The sequence below is a fragment of the Thermococcus aciditolerans genome, from assembly GCF_008152015.1.
Lineage (GTDB): Archaea > Methanobacteriota_B > Thermococci > Thermococcales > Thermococcaceae > Thermococcus > Thermococcus celericrescens.
The window spans coordinates 16246-30079 of record NZ_CP041932.1; the positions used below are offsets into that span (position 1 = coordinate 16246).

The following is a 13834-nucleotide window of genomic DNA, read 5'->3' on the forward strand; positions in this document are numbered from 1 at the left end:
ATGAGAACCTACTTCTTCGGCGTTGAAACGGTTCCGGTTGCCATGGCTAAAGACCTCGTCGTCGGGAGCGTCCACGACGGGAGGAACTACAGGATAATGCTGGCAAGGATTAACGGAGAGGAAATCATTGAAACCCGCTTTTTAGCTGGGGAGAACGACTGGGAGGGACACAGCGCGCTCAATCTCAACGACGGCTATCTGATTGGCGGGGCGGTTGAAGGTGTTGCGACACCGGACGGCGGCGAGGGCTGGAAGGCCTACGTCGCGAGGCTCGATGAAAGATTAAACGTCCTCTGGGAGAGGAAGCTCAACGTCAGAAACAATGGGGCGGTCTATTCAATCCTCCCCGCAGGGGATGGGTTCTTCATCGCAGGCGAAACCGGAAGACCGGGCGATAAGGGGTTCTTTCTCGGGAAGGTTGCCCCCGAGGGGGAGCTCCTCTGGCTGAAGGACTTCGGAAGCTGGAACGATGCCGTCTTCACGGCCCTGCTTCCGGAGGGAAACGGTCTGAGGCTCATCGGGAGCGTTAAGGATGGGCGCTGGGAGGTCAAATCCTTCGAGTTCAGCAGAGACGGCGAGCCCTCCCGTGAGGAGGTTCTTGCCGAGGGAATAGCGCTGACGGCATGCCGCTGGAACGGAAAGCTCGTCTTAGCCGGCTACCGCGGGGGGAACTTCTGGGTTCGCGTTGGTAATGCCGATACAACCCTTGGGGAGGGAAGCGCCACCTCACTGCTGCCAATTGGCGATAAGCTCCTCGTTGGGGGCGAGCTTGAAGGAAAGGCCTTCCTGGTCGAGATTTCCGGGGAAGAGTCGAGGATAAGGGAGCTCTGGGAGAACGGCTGGATCGAGGTTCTAGGAGAGGGTGTCGCGCTCGGTGTGAAAGGGAAAGAAATGGTGGCGTGTTTACTCCGCAGGGGCAACGACCCAGCCCTTCCTGATGTAGTCCCGCTCGATGTAGACAACCTTTGAGTCCTCCTTCCTGTAAAACCTGATGAACTTCACGGGCAAACCAACGGCGGAAAAGAAGTTGGGGCTATCCTGAACGTGAAAGTGGAGGTGCGGCTCGGTTGAGAACCCGGAGTTACCGCACAGGCCTATAATTTCGCCCCTTTTCACCCTCTGCCCCGGCTTCACTCGAACGCTTCCGTTTTTCAGGTGAGTTAAAAAGCTGTATTCCCCTTCGTCGTGCTTTATCAGAACGAAGTTGCCACGGAAATCCCTAATTGACCACAGTATCCTCCCTGGAGGGTTGTCGGGGACGCCATCCCTAACATCTACCACGATGCCATCGGCAGGGGCCAGGATGGGTTTTCCATAGGCGTAGTAGTCTTCGAGGCTTTCTCCGCTCCCCCGGTGCGTCTTTCCACTTTCGTCCTTCACAAGAAAGTCGTAGGCGTAGCGCTGGTTGATTACCTCCCACGAATGAGATTCTTCCTTCGTTATTCCGCCGTTTTCCGCCGTCCAGAAGCCCTCAAATGGCAGGCGAAATTCCGTTTTCTGCGAATACTCCTCAGGTAAAGGAGATTTCCTCCTCATGGCCGAAAGCTGGCCGAAGGAATGACAAAGCGTCTGATAGAGAATGAATGGATTGAGCAGGGAAATCAACAGTATCTGAAGCTCAATCCAGTGTTCTCTCCGGTTATTCCTATCGAGTAGGAGTTCAAAGAGCGTCGCAACCCCTGGGGCGAGAAAGAAGAGAAAGAAGAGGGTAAGCGGCCTGTATATGAGGCCCAACAATCCCAAAAACCCGATGTACTGGAGCTTTTCCGCGATTTTCCCCATCAGCGTCACCGATGGGATGTTTTTAGGAAATATCGGAAAAACGTTTTTAAGTTTTTATCCCAAAAAACGAGCTGAACGAAAGGCAATGGATAAAGCTGAAGCTCAGGGCAAGGAGGGAGTGAGTTGAGGAAACTCATCACCTTTGCTCTCGTTTGGTTCATCTTCGTCGTATGGGGCATTGAGCTTGGGGTGGCATGGGTTTTTAAATCGATAACCGGTTCCTGGATTTCCCAGAGCTCATCGGTGTACCTCTCAAAGGTGTGGACGATAAACTGCCTGAGGCTCTTGGCCGTGATTGCCCTTCTCAGGTGGCTCGGTCTAAGTTTTGGAGACCTAACTAGGGGAAGCTTTGGGACAAGGGAGCTGAGACTTTCACTGCTCGTTGTCTTTGCGGTTCTCTTAGTTGAGGTAGCCTACTACCTTAAAAGCTACTCGCCTCAGATTCTCCGGGAGTTTCACTACCACCTCGGGATTTCCCAGAGCACATGGCTTGCCCTCGCCTCGCTGGCTTCGGAGTACGTTTACTACACACTCGAAATCCTCGCGGTGAACCTCCTGTATAGGGGGGCATTGAAGCTGGGCAACGAAAGGTTCGCCGTTCTCTTGCCCACCGTCCTCTGGGGTTCTGCTCACGCCCTCAACGTCATAGTCATGCCGCCAATCGAAGCGCTCCTCCTCGCGGTATACATGACTGTCTTCGCGTTCTTGATCTATAATGCTACCCAAAAGACCAGAAGCCTTAAAGTTCCGATTTTCATATGGCTTGTTAGCATGGCCCTGTGAGGTGGTTACATGCGCCCGATAATCCTGAAGGGCGAAAAGGTTTCGCTGGGCGTAATCCTCCGAGAAGACATTCAAAAAATCTGGGAATGGAGCAATGACAGGGAGATTGCCAAAACTCTCGCCGACCCCTCGGATGTTTCGACGCTTGAAGAGTGGATGAGGTGGTACGAGAATCTGACAACTAAAAAGCTAACCAAAAGGGCCTTTGCAATACTCAATGAGGAGGGCAAAATCGTTGGGACAGTCATCGTGAGCAGAATAGACTTCAGGAACGGAACGGCGGAAATAGGGTATTTTATCGGAAAAGAGTATTGGAATCAGGGCTATGCAAGTGAGGCAGTAAAACTAACCTTAAAGTACTGCTTTCGCTACATGAATCTGCGCAAGGTCTTTGCGAGAACCTATGAGAATAACGTTGCCTCAATAAGGGTTCTTGAGAAGAACGGCTTCAAGCTGATGGGAAAGTTAAGGAAACATGCGTGGACGCCGGACGGGTACGTTGATGTATTGTTCTATGACATAATGAAGGAAGAGTGGCAGGCTTCAACTGGATCAGCTGGACGGCAAGGTGGGTGAGATCCACTTCAGAGAGCACATCTGGAGCGACGGGCGATACATTGACGAGCTGATTTACGGGAGGTTCAGGAGGGACCTCGGTGGGTGCTAATTGGGAACAACTTGCGAGGGAAAAGTACTTATAATTTAAAATCCAACAAATATCCGGGGTTCCCTATGAGGCGCATCAAACTTATTGTTTCACTGATCCTTATAGTTCTGATCACAGTGTCCAATGGGTGCATCAACAGTCCCCGGGAGGAGAAAACAGAAAGCCCGGTGATTGAGACGGCCCACGAAGGCGTGGACGAACATATCTCCGAAAACACGTTCCCGCTGGAGGGAGCAAAAGCCACGTTCCCCACGGGAACGTTCAGGCCGAAGCCGCCGGATTGGTTCTCGTATTCTCCAGAGTACGCAGTTCTCGACGTGGTCTCCAGGGTTTCAGAGAAATACAACGTTACAGAGAGTCCCGTGAACATACCCCGACCCCCGAGGAGCCTCTCAAGCTTTACCGGAACGGCGAACGACACCGAGTTCGGCCTCTTTGCCTACCCCAATTCAACGGCGGTCAAAGAAGCCATGAAGCACGTGGTGGAACTCCTGAGGGAGAACGGCTTTCAGCCAGCTGGTGGGGGAGGAACCCTCTGGGAGAGGGGAAACGAGACTTACACGGCATTCTACACCTACGAGCGCTACTTCTATGTCCTGTTCGTGGCGAGGACCGCTGGAGGGAGCGCGGAAGAAAGAACAGAACGCCTCTCCAGATTCGCGTGGAGCATCATCACGATTGGACCCAACCCCGGCAAGGTTCTCGGCCTCTTCCTGCCGGTCAAAGTGGCCGAGGGCAACTGGAGCGAGGAGAGGGGTTTGAGGTTCTCCGGCTACTTGGACGCCCTGGAGGGAACCGTTGAGGGAACCAACGTGAGTGCAGTTTTCCTTGTTTACCGGCCCCGTGAGGGGAGGGAGGTTTACCTCCAGCTCAAGGAGGCTTTCCTTAGGAACAGCTGGGTCGAGGAGGAGTATATCAACACCAACACCCGGGATCCGGTGGGACATCTCGTGGCGAGCGACTACTTCGAGGCCAACGGCTCCGGAGTCTACATTGAACTGGTCGATGTGGCGGGAATGGAAAGGCTGACTCTGCTCTTCGGAGACGAGAGCGAGATTAAGGAAACCGTCCGGGAACTGTGGGAGTGGGACGACCCGACGGCAAGCCTCCTCACGGAAGGGAACGGACTGCCGAGGGGAACCTTCCGGCCGGCCAGCGGAAGGGGCGTGAGGCCGGGAACGGTAATATCGATGGTCCTCGATGACCTCAGGAAGGACTTCAACATCACGACCGGCTTCGTCGATATTCCCGAAGTCCCTGCGGCGGCCTGGTACACGGGCAGAACCGGCGACGTTGAGTTCATGCTCCTCGTTTATCCAAACGCCACAGCCTACCTCACCGCGCTCGACGAGCTGACCAAAAAGCTCCTGGCCGAGGGCTGGGAGAGAACCGACGACGGAAGGGAGCCCTACGCGAGAACCTTCGCCCGAGATTCAGACACCCTAACGGTGTTCGTCCAGTACCGCTACAACCACTACCTCGCGATCGTCGTCAAGAAGCCCAGATACTCGACCAGCGATTTCTTCTGGCACGTGGTCGGCACGGGCGGAGCCAGTCCCGGCGAATTGCTCTCCTTTGGCAAACTGAGGAACGATGTGAAGCCATGGAACTGGACCGCAGAGGAGGGACTGGAGTTCGACGGATACATCTACAAGCTGGAGGGGAACACCTCTCCCGGAGGCGCAAGGGCCGCGGTGCTGTTCTACCCCTACGGCCTCGGCCGGGAGGTCTATCTTCAGCTAAAGAAAGCGTTCCTTGAAACGGGATGGGCAGAGAGGGACTACGTCGAGCTTCCATCCCACGATGAAAGGAGACACCTGGTGGCCAACGACCTCTTCGAGAAAAGCGGGAAAGCGGTTTACATTGAGGTTTCCACCTACGGTGATATGGACGTCCTGATACTGCTCTACGGGGACAAGTCGAGTGTTAAAATCTCCGCCAGGGCAATGTGGGAGTGAGTGGGGGAGGCGGCTATTTCCTGGAAAACCTGAAAAGCGTCTCCCGGAGCGGCGCGGACGGGTCAAAGTCCCCCACCAGCTCATCGACGACGTCGGTCGGAAGACCTCCATCCAGAAGCGCCCGTTTAAAGCCGCGCTTCGCCCGGTTCGTTATCCTGACCATGCCCGCCATCCTGAACGCTATCACGGGCAGTCGAAGAAAAAAGTGAAGGAGGCCCCTCAATCTCACTCCTCCTTTTGCTCTTTCCCCTCGGGACCCTGCGGACCGCCGTGGATCGTTATGTTGCCGAAACCTCCTCTTCCAAAGTTGGCGAGCATCTCCATGAGCTTCTTTCCGGGGTTTATCGCGTCCATATACTCCTTCGTCAGCTCAAGGGCGGCATCCTTGTCCATGCCGGCCTCGGTCAGGTTCTTGTAGAACTCGGCCACGCTCCTGCCCATCGTCTGAACCCTTTCCGGGCTGTAGAGCTCGTTAAGGAGCTCCTTGAGCGGTTTGAGGATGTCCTCCATCATGTCACCGACCTTCTCCATGAGGGCCGGTATCTTGTCGAGATCCTTGTCGCCCTCGTAGGCCTCGATGAGGTCTTCCACAACCTCTGCCTTCTTCTTGAGAACCTCTACCTCCTCCACACTCTGGGCGTTCCTTATCCCCTCGACCAGCTCGTCGAGGAGCTCCTCCAGTTTCTTCGGGGTTCCTACCTTTTCATCCACCATATCAACCACCTCAATAATCATTAGTGTGGTCAAGCCTAATTGGCATTCCGATCATTTCGAGCCACTTTTTGACCACTTCGCGGGAAAGGGCGTAGACCTTCCCCCTCTCGCCGGGAGCCTCGACAACGATGCCCATCTCCCTCAGCTCGGCCAGCTTCGCCCTAACGGTGTTCCGCGAGGCCTTTCCGCGCCTCCCCTTCAGCTCCCGCGCTATCTGACTCACGTTGGCCCTCTTCAGGTCGAAGAGAATCCGGACGATTTCACGCGCTATCGGGTCGCTCCTGACCTCCGGAACGACTAGGTCTATGCTGAGCCCACCGTACTGGGCGTATATGTTGATGAGCCTCAGATAAGCCTGCGCCATCTGGGAAACGACGGCGAAGCTCTCCCTGAGCTCCTCAAGGGCTTTTTTGAGCTCCTGAACTTCCCTGGCAAGGTCTTCGTCGGGCATGATTGTCCATAGGGTGGTCAATCATTTAGTCTTTCCGGTCAGAGGTGAGCACTTTTCGAATTTTCACAATCCAGACGTAGCGATTCACCCGCTCAAACCGGCATTCCAGCCCCAGTTTTGTGCAGATTTTCCGCAGCATGTCAACGGTGGCGAAGTACTCGTCCTCTATCTCCTCCTTTAGACCGTCCTCCTCCCCGATTCTCATCTTTTCCTCCTCTGACTCAAACATCACATCGGCGATGACGATTCTCCCGCCAGGTTTCAGAATGCGGAGCATCTCCTTTATCGCGTCCTCCTTTTCCTCATCCGGCACGTGGTGAAAGGCGTAGGTCGTTATTACGGTGTCAGCACTCTCCGGGGGAATGGGCACGCTTAGGAAATGGCCATCCAGCGGCTCAAAGCCGTGCTTCTCCTGAAACTTCTTTCTCATCCCCTCTGAGGGCTCAACGCCGACGTAGTTTTCCGACCTGAGAAAGCGCAGTATGCTACCTGTACCGCACCCGATGTCGACAACGGCTCCCTCAGCCTGCCCAGCAACAAGTTTGAGAACCTTCCAGTAGTCCCTGTGTATCCAGTCCTCCTTTGTTACGTCCTCATCGTAGCTCTCGGCCCAACCATCAAAGTCCCACTTTTCCATTTTGAACACCGCATGAATTTTGATTCATAATTTTTTTAAACCCTCTCTTCAACCTCACTCCGTGAAGCGAACCCTCTACCGCCTGCATATGCTCACATCATCCTTTAGAATCATCGGGGATGCAATCGAGAGCGTCGCCCTACCCTGGAGTCTGCTGGATACAACCGGCTCGCTGGTGAGCATCGGGGGTTTTGCGCTCTTCACTCACCTACCATGGGTCATCCTTCCTCCAATCCTCGGGAAAACCCTCGACAGGACGACCAAAAAAGTCAGACTCGCTTTTCTCGCACTCATTCTCCAGGCAGCCCTTGCAGTTCTTATAATCCCGTTCTCCTCGAACGTCTGGGCCTTCTACCTCATAGTCTCGGGTATCTCTGCGCTGGATATACTCCACCGCTACTACGGATTCTCGTTGGTAGCCTCGATGACCCTTGACGAGTCTGAGCTTCAGGGGCTGAACGCGGCGCTGGCAACTGTGGGGAACGGGGTCTCCCTGGTGGCGTTTCCACTGGCCGGATTCTTAGCGTATCGCTTCGGAATCGGGGCAATGTTCCTCGACGCGATTCTTCTTCTAATCGGTGCGCTCACGCTCCTTCCCTACCTGAACGTCGAGGTGAAGCGCGAAGGGACGGCTGAGACCAGGGAAGAGCAGCGGTTGCAAATCAGCAGGGGGCTCGTGGTTGGAATCCTCGCCTCGGTGCTGCTCTTCAACTTCGCCCTCGGCTCCTTCAGGATATTCGTCTTCGCCTCCCTGAGGGAACTCGCAAAAGGTAAGGTTCTCTACGGCATCCTTCAGGGGCTCACGACGGCCGGAAGCCTCGTGGCGGTGGTAGGGCTGACCTACTTGGCCCATAGAAGGCGGGCTGGCCTAAAGCGGCCGCTGGTTGCGGGAATGCTCCTCCAGAGCATCGCGCTCCTCATCGTCGGCGTTCCGGCGGTGATAGCGCTGTTCCCTGCGGTCTTTCTGCTGGGCTTTGGTAGGGAACTCCTCAACGTCTCCTTCGACAGCCTGATGCAGAAGTTCATCCCTCTGGAGAGCCTCGGAACCGTGAAAGGGGTTTTCGACGCCCTCGCGACGCTGGTGATTCCGCTGTCGCAATTAACTTTTGCGTGGCTGATAGAAAGAGGGGAGGACGTTCTAAGAACTTCAATCATCGCGGCATCTGCCGCGTTTCTGGCGTCGGTGCTGCTCGTGTTTACGCTGTTTAAGTCACGGGGAGCTCGGACATGACACCACAGTCAAAGGTAAAGTTATAAACCTTGAAACGTTAGTAGTATGGGATGCGACATGGATGACAACCTCAAAGCAATCATTCCCTTCGTCATAATTTTCATCTTAATCGTCCAGATGGTTCAGATGCGCCTCGAAATTGGAGAGCTGAGAAGAGACGTTGAGGGGTTCAAGAACCAGCACGAGCAGTACAGTCACATCCTCTGGAGCGAGTACGGGCGGGACATCTACGCAGCGAGGGAATACCTCCAAAAAACGCGGCCGGACATAATGGAAAGGCTCGGAAACGCCTCCCTGACGGTGGACAGCATCTCCACGTGGAGCTTCGAGGCGAGCTACGACCCCAGGGAAGGCGTCTTTTGGGTGTGGTACTACCCCTATGGGCAAACCGAGCGGAGCATCGTCTACGTCCAAATCACGGCGTACTACCCGAACGGCACTCCGGTGAGGGGCTTTCCATGGATACGGTACAAGGTCAACCACACCACTGGAGAGGTCATTGGGGTCTCCGCTGACACCGCGGACATGGAGGTTATGCGGGCGTACAACAGGCTGTACCGAAACGTAACGACTTCCTTGGGAATATCCAACCACAGAATCCTAAAAACATGCAGACACCCCGTTGAACTGCTTTCTGATAACGAAACCTGGTTCGACTCTGAGATGGAGTGTATCTTGGCCGAAAACCTCTCCCTATGCTGGTTCATCATCGGTGAAGTCGATGGGAAAACGGGGGTATTAAGACGGCTTGAAATTACCCGGCCATTCGAAGGGGGTTGCGAAAAAGAGGACGAGCTGAGAACGTTGGATACCATCGAGAAGCTCGCCCCGTACAATGCTACCGCTCAGGGGCTAAAGAGGGACATCCTCAATCTGACCGGTGGGCTGATGTTTAACCTGACATTCCCAAACCCATAAATTGAGACGGAGCTAATAAACTTGGGTGATATCATGGAACCGCTCATCCGAGATGCAAAGCCGGAGGACAGACCATCCATCGAGGAGATTGCAAGGCTGACCTGGGGCGGCGAGGACTACCTGGCGAGGGTCTTTGACGAGTGGCTTAGAGACGGCCACTTCTACGTGTTGGAGGTTGATGGAAAGGTAATCGGCACGGCGAAGCTGACGCTTCTCCCGGGAAAGGTCGGCTGGCTGGAGGGACTGAGGGTTCACCCGGATTATAGAGGTAGGGGCTACGGGAGGAAGCTCCACGGCTTTATGCTTGAACTGGGCGAGAGGCTCGCCCGCGAGGGGAAGATTGAAGCCCTTGAGTTCGCGACATACTTCCTCAACCGCGAGAGCATAGCAATGGCAAAGAGGGACGGATTTAAGGTTGTTGCACGCTTCTACTACATTCAAAGGCCTCCTGTCCCAGAAGACACGCCCGAGAGGGCTGAGATAAAACCCTCCGATGAGATGGAATATCGTTATATCCCATATGGCTGGAAGTTCCTGCACAACTGTAGGCAGAGCAGAGAATGGTTAAAAGAAAAAGCCGAGATTAGAGAATACCGTGGTTTCAAGTTTCTGTATCCACCGATGAGCGAGAACGACCCTACGTTTTCACCTTTTAAGCTTTCGATCGAAGCCATTGGGTCGCTCCTCCCAGCTACAAGCTTTGAGGCAAAGAGGATTGGCTACGACAGCATTGATATAATGCTCCCCGAGGAGAGGAAAGATTTGATAGAACCCCTTAAAGAGCTCGGATTTAAGAACTGGGCCGACTTCAGAGAGCCGGACGTTCTGGTGTTCAGGAAGAAGTTGATCTGAGGTGTTTGAGATGGAGAACAGTCTCAGGAGCGCCGCCGGGTGCATAATCAAGGACTCGGCGCTTGTTAGGACAGGTGAATCGGTGCTGATAATCCACGGGGCACACAACAGGAACTTCGCCAGCCTGCTGGCTGAGGAGGCCATCCGCGTTGGCGCGCTCCCGTTCCTCTGGAGTTTCGACGACTCGCTGATATCTGATTTTCCAGAAAAGCCTTCAGAAAGCGTTGCCGGCATCCTCGGGAAAGCTGACGTCGTGATATGGCTCTCCCAGTACACGGCCGTCGATGATCTATCCGAGAACGTTCAGGAGAAGGTCTTCTCCTTCTGGGACTCTATATATGGCCTCCTGCAGGAGGAGAAGGTGCCGACGCTCCTCGTGAACCTTCCCCCGCCGGTGTGGCTTGAGGAGGACGGGATAAAGCCCAGTGAATACCTCCTAGAGTTCATCTCCGCAGTGGACGTGGACTATGTTCGGATGCGCGAGCTCGGGCTTATTGTGGCAGAGAGACTCAATGGGGCGAAGGATGTTCTTATAACAGACGAAAACGGCACACATCTGAGGTTCAGCGTTGAGGGGAGAAAGCCAGGCCTTGAAGACGGGACGCTCCGCGACTGTCGGTTGAAGCGTAGGGAGTGCGAGGTCGAGATTCCAGCGGGGGAGGTTTACATAGCCCCCATAGAGAGCTCCGCCTCAGGGCGGCTCGTCCTTCCCCACGAGGGTCTGGAGCTGGAGTTTCATAGAGGTAAGGTCATCTCCATAGGGAGTGAAAAGGCCGATGAGCTCAGGGGGAGGATTGAAACGCCTGGAGGGAATGTTATAGCGGAGTTCGGAATAGGGCTGAACCCAGGGATAAAGCCCCTCGGCCTCAGGATTTTCGATGAGAAGGCCCTTGGGACGGTCCACGTGGCGGTCGGCCACAACCTGCACCTCGGGGGAGCAAACGAGTCGAAAATCCACATCGACTTCGTTGTCATGAACCCTACTGTGCTCGTGGACGGGGAGCCCCTGATGGAAGAGGGGACGCTTAGACTGTAGGAGGGACAGGAAGATGGAGATAGTTCGCCTCGATGAGGAACACCTTCCGGATTTCCAGGAGCTCTACATCGAATTCTTCCGTGAGCTCAGAGGGAAGCAGGGATGGAAGCCGGACGAGGAGGAAAGTTATAGGAAGGAAGCGGAGAGCTATTTCAGGCGTGGCGACGTTATCTTTCTCGCTTACGAAAGAGAACCAGCGGGCTTCATACGGCTCTCCTCGCGCGAAGGCTGCTTCTGGATTGAGGAGCTCTTCGTCAGGCCGGAGTTTCGGGGCAGGAGCATCGGGAGGGCACTCGTTGAGAGGGCTGAGGAGGAGGTGAAGGAGCACGACGACGCCCTCTATCTCTACGTTCTCCCCCAGGACAAGGACGCGGTAGCCTTCTGGAAGAGGCTTGGCTACGGCACGATAAACACCATCGAGCTCGTGAAGGATCTCAAGCCCTCGGGGCGCACGGCCTTTCACGCCGTCGAGCTTCTTGGCGAGAGGTTCAGAATCTTCCGCTGGAAGGGCGAGAAGTTCACCGAGGAGGAGAGGCGCTTCATGGAGCTGTTAGATGAGTTCTACAGAAAGGGAGGGACTAAAGAAGAATTCTTAAGGATGGTGAACCGGGCATTAAAAGAGTGGCTTAAGTGAAAACCTTCTCCATCCATTCAACCCTACCGATTTTCCTAAAGCCTTCTCCCTCTAAAATCTTCCAATCGTTCATCTAGACCTGAAGGAATAATCTTTTTCCGATTTTCCAGCAAGACACTCAATGACTTCCACAATCTCTCTGTTGAGTCTCCTTTCGTAGACAACGGCATTTACCTAAATGCTTGGGAAACGTTTAAAAATTTCGATCGTAATATGAACGGGGTTTCAGATGCGCTGGAGTGAGATTCCGAGGGAAGCCAAGGCCTACATGCTCTACCACACGCTTATCGCTCCCGGCCTGATAGTCTGGATACTGTTCCCCCTCTACATGATGAAGGTCGGCTACTCCGTCCTTGAGGTCGGGGCGTTCTTCACGGCCGTCAACATCATCGCGATTCCCTTAACGTACCTCTTCGGCAGGCTGTTCAACCGCTGGGACATCAAGAAGGGCCTCATCGCGATAGACATCCTCGACGGTATCGCCTACGTTCTCTACGGCCTCGCCAAAGGTGCCATGGCTCCAGTTGCACTCTTCGCCGGAAGAACCGTGGAGAAGCTATCAACCGTGCTTTACCCCCTCTACCGCGCGTACGAGCAGATAATCTATCCAGAGGACAGGTACGAGGAGATATTCGCCTGGCATCTCCGTTTGCCGGAGATAGCAAGACTGATAACCTTCCCGGTTCTCGGCTACATCTTCGGCTACCTCTATCCCGGCGCGGAGAACTACCGCTGGGCGTTCCTATTCTTCGGCCTCTTCTCCGCCGTTACGGTAGCCTACATCTGGTTCTTTCTCCCCTCAGTCGGCAGAGAGGAGAGGATAACGCCCGAGGGCTTCACGTTTAAGGTTGGGGAGTTCAAGGTTCTCCTCGCCTTCGAGGCCTTACTAACGCTCGCCTGGGCGCTCGCCCCGGAGCTGGTGCTCATCAACTATGTCGTCTTCGTGCTCCACAAAACAGTCTTCGAGGTAACGCTCATAGCCTGTGCGAGCAGCATAGCTTCCATAATCGGCACATACGCCAGCGAGAGGGTTCCAAAGGGGAAGGGCTTTCAGGTCATCGGCCTCGGGATGCTTATCAACGCGGTCTACGCGCTGGTCATGGCGCTCTCACCGCCATTCTGGCTGGCGCTGGCGGTGTATGCCCTCGGCGACTTCGGAAACACCCTCTGGTTCCCCTTCTACCGCTCCTGGCAGTTCTCACTCATCCCAAAGGAGCGGGCCAGTGAGTTCCACGCGGCGATATCGAGCTACAACAGGCTTATTGGTCTAGTTACCCCCTTCATAGCTGGTGCTTTAGCGAGCATCCACGCAACGCTGCCGTACGCGGCGAGTCTGGTGCTGTTTTTGGTAACGGGAGCCCTGTTCATGTGGCTCTACAAATCCAGGGCGGCAGGAGCACCGGCGTCTAAACCTCAACCCTAGTCCTCAGCCGCCAGCCATCGATGTCAAAACCGCCCATTTCATCGAAGACGTGAGCTATGATGGCTTCAAGGTTTTCAGTTTTAACCTCCTCCAAGGCTCGAAGGAAAAGTTCTACGAACCTCCCGTCAGGGAAATCTGGGAAGAGGTAGGCTCTTCTGAATGTCTCGTCGTTGAAGAGTCTGTAAACTTTGCTCGCAGGGGGAACCTCCAAACCCAAAAACTTCGAGTAGACCTCAAGGGCCCTGTGGAGTGTCAGGTGGTAAATGTGGGCATAGCTGGGGTCGCTCCTCTCCTCGGCGTCCTTCAGGCTGTCGAGGGCGTCCCAGAGGGAATACTTGGCCACCTCGACCCAGGTCTCGTCTGGTCTTTCAAACGGCGTCTCCATGTACTCCCGGGCTTCCATTTTGAGTGTTTCAGTTATCCCGGTTTTGTCGAAGAGAACCTTCCCAATGGTGACAATCCTCGCCGTGCTTCTACTGTTTTGAGAAAGTTCCTTCTCAAAGTACCGCCTTATCTGCCTCGCGGGGTTTACGAAGTATTCGATTAAAATCCCATCCACAACAACGTTTCCCCTTTCCCTCCAGTCCACGTCGTCGGAGAGGATTATGTAAACGTCCACATCGGAGCGCTCGGTTTCCAGCCCAACCGCGTAGCTTCCCGTCAGCAGGGCGGCCTCGACGAAATCCTTTTCCCTCCACTCGCCTATGAACTTCTCAAGCGCCTGCTTCCAGTCCCTCATAACATCACC

Annotated in this window: 16 protein-coding genes; 10 read left to right on the plus strand and 6 right to left on the minus strand. The window is 54.8% G+C overall.

Annotation, left to right across the window (positions count from 1 at the left end; translation table 11 throughout):
• Complete coding sequence (locus FPV09_RS00105) at window positions 1–969, plus strand: hypothetical protein (protein ID WP_148881913.1); 969 nt, start codon at window positions 1–3, stop codon at window positions 967–969.
• On the opposite strand, the gene FPV09_RS00110 is transcribed toward FPV09_RS00105, so the two are convergent.
• The gene (locus FPV09_RS00110) at window positions 904–1782 is read right to left on the minus strand and encodes a M23 family metallopeptidase (protein ID WP_148881914.1); all 879 of its coding nucleotides are present in this window, start codon (window positions 1780–1782) and stop codon (window positions 904–906) included. The two genes, FPV09_RS00105 and FPV09_RS00110, sit on opposite strands and share 66 nt — an antisense overlap.
• 123 nt (window positions 1783–1905) lie before the next feature.
• Between FPV09_RS00110 and FPV09_RS00115 the strand changes: the two genes are divergently transcribed.
• The 3 genes from FPV09_RS00115 to FPV09_RS00125 all read left to right on the plus strand — a co-directional run bounded on the left by FPV09_RS00115 (window position 1906) and on the right by FPV09_RS00125 (window position 5190).
• Window positions 1906–2565, plus strand: a complete 660-nt coding sequence (locus FPV09_RS00115; RefSeq protein ID WP_148881915.1) for a hypothetical protein — start codon at window positions 1906–1908, stop codon at window positions 2563–2565.
• Between the two features lie 9 nt (window positions 2566–2574).
• Window positions 2575–3141, plus strand: a complete 567-nt coding sequence (locus tag FPV09_RS00120) for a GNAT family N-acetyltransferase (RefSeq protein WP_148881916.1) — start codon at window positions 2575–2577, stop codon at window positions 3139–3141.
• A gap of 156 nt (window positions 3142–3297) precedes the next feature.
• The gene (locus tag FPV09_RS00125; RefSeq protein ID WP_148881917.1) at window positions 3298–5190 is read left to right on the plus strand and encodes a hypothetical protein; all 1893 of its coding nucleotides are present in this window, start codon (window positions 3298–3300) and stop codon (window positions 5188–5190) included.
• A gap of 13 nt (window positions 5191–5203) precedes the next feature.
• On the opposite strand, the gene FPV09_RS00130 is transcribed toward FPV09_RS00125, so the two are convergent.
• Genes FPV09_RS00130 through FPV09_RS00145 form a run of 4 tightly spaced genes read right to left on the minus strand, consistent with a single transcriptional unit; the run spans window position 5204 to window position 6992 of the window.
• Window positions 5204–5413, minus strand: coding sequence for a hypothetical protein (locus tag FPV09_RS00130; RefSeq protein ID WP_394343827.1), 210 nt, complete (start codon window positions 5411–5413; stop codon window positions 5204–5206).
• A gap of 2 nt (window positions 5414–5415) precedes the next feature.
• Window positions 5416–5904, minus strand: a complete 489-nt coding sequence (locus FPV09_RS00135; protein ID WP_058937801.1) for a hypothetical protein — start codon at window positions 5902–5904, stop codon at window positions 5416–5418.
• Between the two features lie 10 nt (window positions 5905–5914).
• A complete protein-coding gene (locus FPV09_RS00140) occupies window positions 5915–6355 on the minus strand; it encodes a winged helix-turn-helix domain-containing protein (protein WP_058937800.1) in 441 nt (146 codons plus the stop codon).
• A gap of 25 nt (window positions 6356–6380) precedes the next feature.
• The gene (locus tag FPV09_RS00145; protein ID WP_148883552.1) at window positions 6381–6992 is read right to left on the minus strand and encodes a class I SAM-dependent methyltransferase; all 612 of its coding nucleotides are present in this window, start codon (window positions 6990–6992) and stop codon (window positions 6381–6383) included.
• Between the two features lie 61 nt (window positions 6993–7053).
• Here FPV09_RS00145 and FPV09_RS00150 point away from each other — a divergent pair, with 61 nt between their 5' ends.
• From FPV09_RS00150 to FPV09_RS00175, 6 genes are all read left to right on the plus strand, one after another.
• A complete protein-coding gene (locus FPV09_RS00150) occupies window positions 7054–8223 on the plus strand; it encodes an MFS transporter (RefSeq protein WP_168194700.1) in 1170 nt (389 codons plus the stop codon).
• Between the two features lie 45 nt (window positions 8224–8268).
• Window positions 8269–9141, plus strand: coding sequence for a hypothetical protein (locus FPV09_RS00155; protein WP_148881919.1), 873 nt, complete (start codon window positions 8269–8271; stop codon window positions 9139–9141).
• A 33-nt stretch (window positions 9142–9174) separates the two neighbouring features.
• A complete protein-coding gene (locus FPV09_RS00160; protein WP_148881920.1) occupies window positions 9175–9993 on the plus strand; it encodes a GNAT family N-acetyltransferase in 819 nt (272 codons plus the stop codon).
• A 10-nt stretch (window positions 9994–10003) separates the two neighbouring features.
• Window positions 10004–11029: an aminopeptidase gene (locus FPV09_RS00165; protein WP_148881921.1), complete on the plus strand. Its 1026-nt coding sequence runs from the start codon at window positions 10004–10006 to the stop codon at window positions 11027–11029.
• A gap of 13 nt (window positions 11030–11042) precedes the next feature.
• Window positions 11043–11663, plus strand: a complete 621-nt coding sequence (locus FPV09_RS00170) for a GNAT family N-acetyltransferase (protein ID WP_148881922.1) — start codon at window positions 11043–11045, stop codon at window positions 11661–11663.
• Window positions 11664–11892: 229 nt separating this feature from the next.
• Complete coding sequence (locus FPV09_RS00175) at window positions 11893–13086, plus strand: MFS transporter (protein ID WP_148881923.1); 1194 nt, start codon at window positions 11893–11895, stop codon at window positions 13084–13086.
• Here the strand turns inward: FPV09_RS00175 and FPV09_RS00180 are convergent.
• Window positions 13070–13825: a nucleotidyltransferase domain-containing protein gene (locus FPV09_RS00180; protein ID WP_148881924.1), complete on the minus strand. Its 756-nt coding sequence runs from the start codon at window positions 13823–13825 to the stop codon at window positions 13070–13072. The genes FPV09_RS00175 and FPV09_RS00180 overlap by 17 nt on opposite strands.
• Between the last annotated feature and the right edge of the window lie 9 nt (window positions 13826–13834).

Excerpts from the sequence above, each read along its gene's own strand:
- FPV09_RS00160 (WP_148881920.1), top strand. The coding sequence starts at position 9,175 with ATGGAACCGCTCATCCGAGATGCAAAGCCGGAGGACAGACCATCCATC.
- FPV09_RS00175 (WP_148881923.1), top strand. The coding sequence starts at position 11,893 with ATGCGCTGGAGTGAGATTCCGAGGGAAGCCAAGGCCTACATGCTCTAC.
- FPV09_RS00180 (WP_148881924.1), bottom strand. The coding sequence starts at position 13,825 with ATGAGGGACTGGAAGCAGGCGCTTGAGAAGTTCATAGGCGAGTGGAGG.
- FPV09_RS00135 (WP_058937801.1), bottom strand. The coding sequence starts at position 5,904 with ATGGTGGATGAAAAGGTAGGAACCCCGAAGAAACTGGAGGAGCTCCTC.
- FPV09_RS00170 (WP_148881922.1), top strand. The coding sequence starts at position 11,043 with ATGGAGATAGTTCGCCTCGATGAGGAACACCTTCCGGATTTCCAGGAG.
- FPV09_RS00120 (WP_148881916.1), top strand. The coding sequence starts at position 2,575 with ATGCGCCCGATAATCCTGAAGGGCGAAAAGGTTTCGCTGGGCGTAATC.
- FPV09_RS00155 (WP_148881919.1), top strand. The coding sequence starts at position 8,269 with ATGGGATGCGACATGGATGACAACCTCAAAGCAATCATTCCCTTCGTC.
- FPV09_RS00125 (WP_148881917.1), top strand. The coding sequence starts at position 3,298 with ATGAGGCGCATCAAACTTATTGTTTCACTGATCCTTATAGTTCTGATC.
- FPV09_RS00140 (WP_058937800.1), bottom strand. The coding sequence starts at position 6,355 with ATGCCCGACGAAGACCTTGCCAGGGAAGTTCAGGAGCTCAAAAAAGCC.
- FPV09_RS00145 (WP_148883552.1), bottom strand. The coding sequence starts at position 6,992 with ATGGAAAAGTGGGACTTTGATGGTTGGGCCGAGAGCTACGATGAGGAC.
- FPV09_RS00165 (WP_148881921.1), top strand. The coding sequence starts at position 10,004 with ATGGAGAACAGTCTCAGGAGCGCCGCCGGGTGCATAATCAAGGACTCG.
- FPV09_RS00110 (WP_148881914.1), bottom strand. The coding sequence starts at position 1,782 with ATGGGGAAAATCGCGGAAAAGCTCCAGTACATCGGGTTTTTGGGATTG.
- FPV09_RS00105 (WP_148881913.1), top strand. The coding sequence starts at position 1 with ATGAGAACCTACTTCTTCGGCGTTGAAACGGTTCCGGTTGCCATGGCT.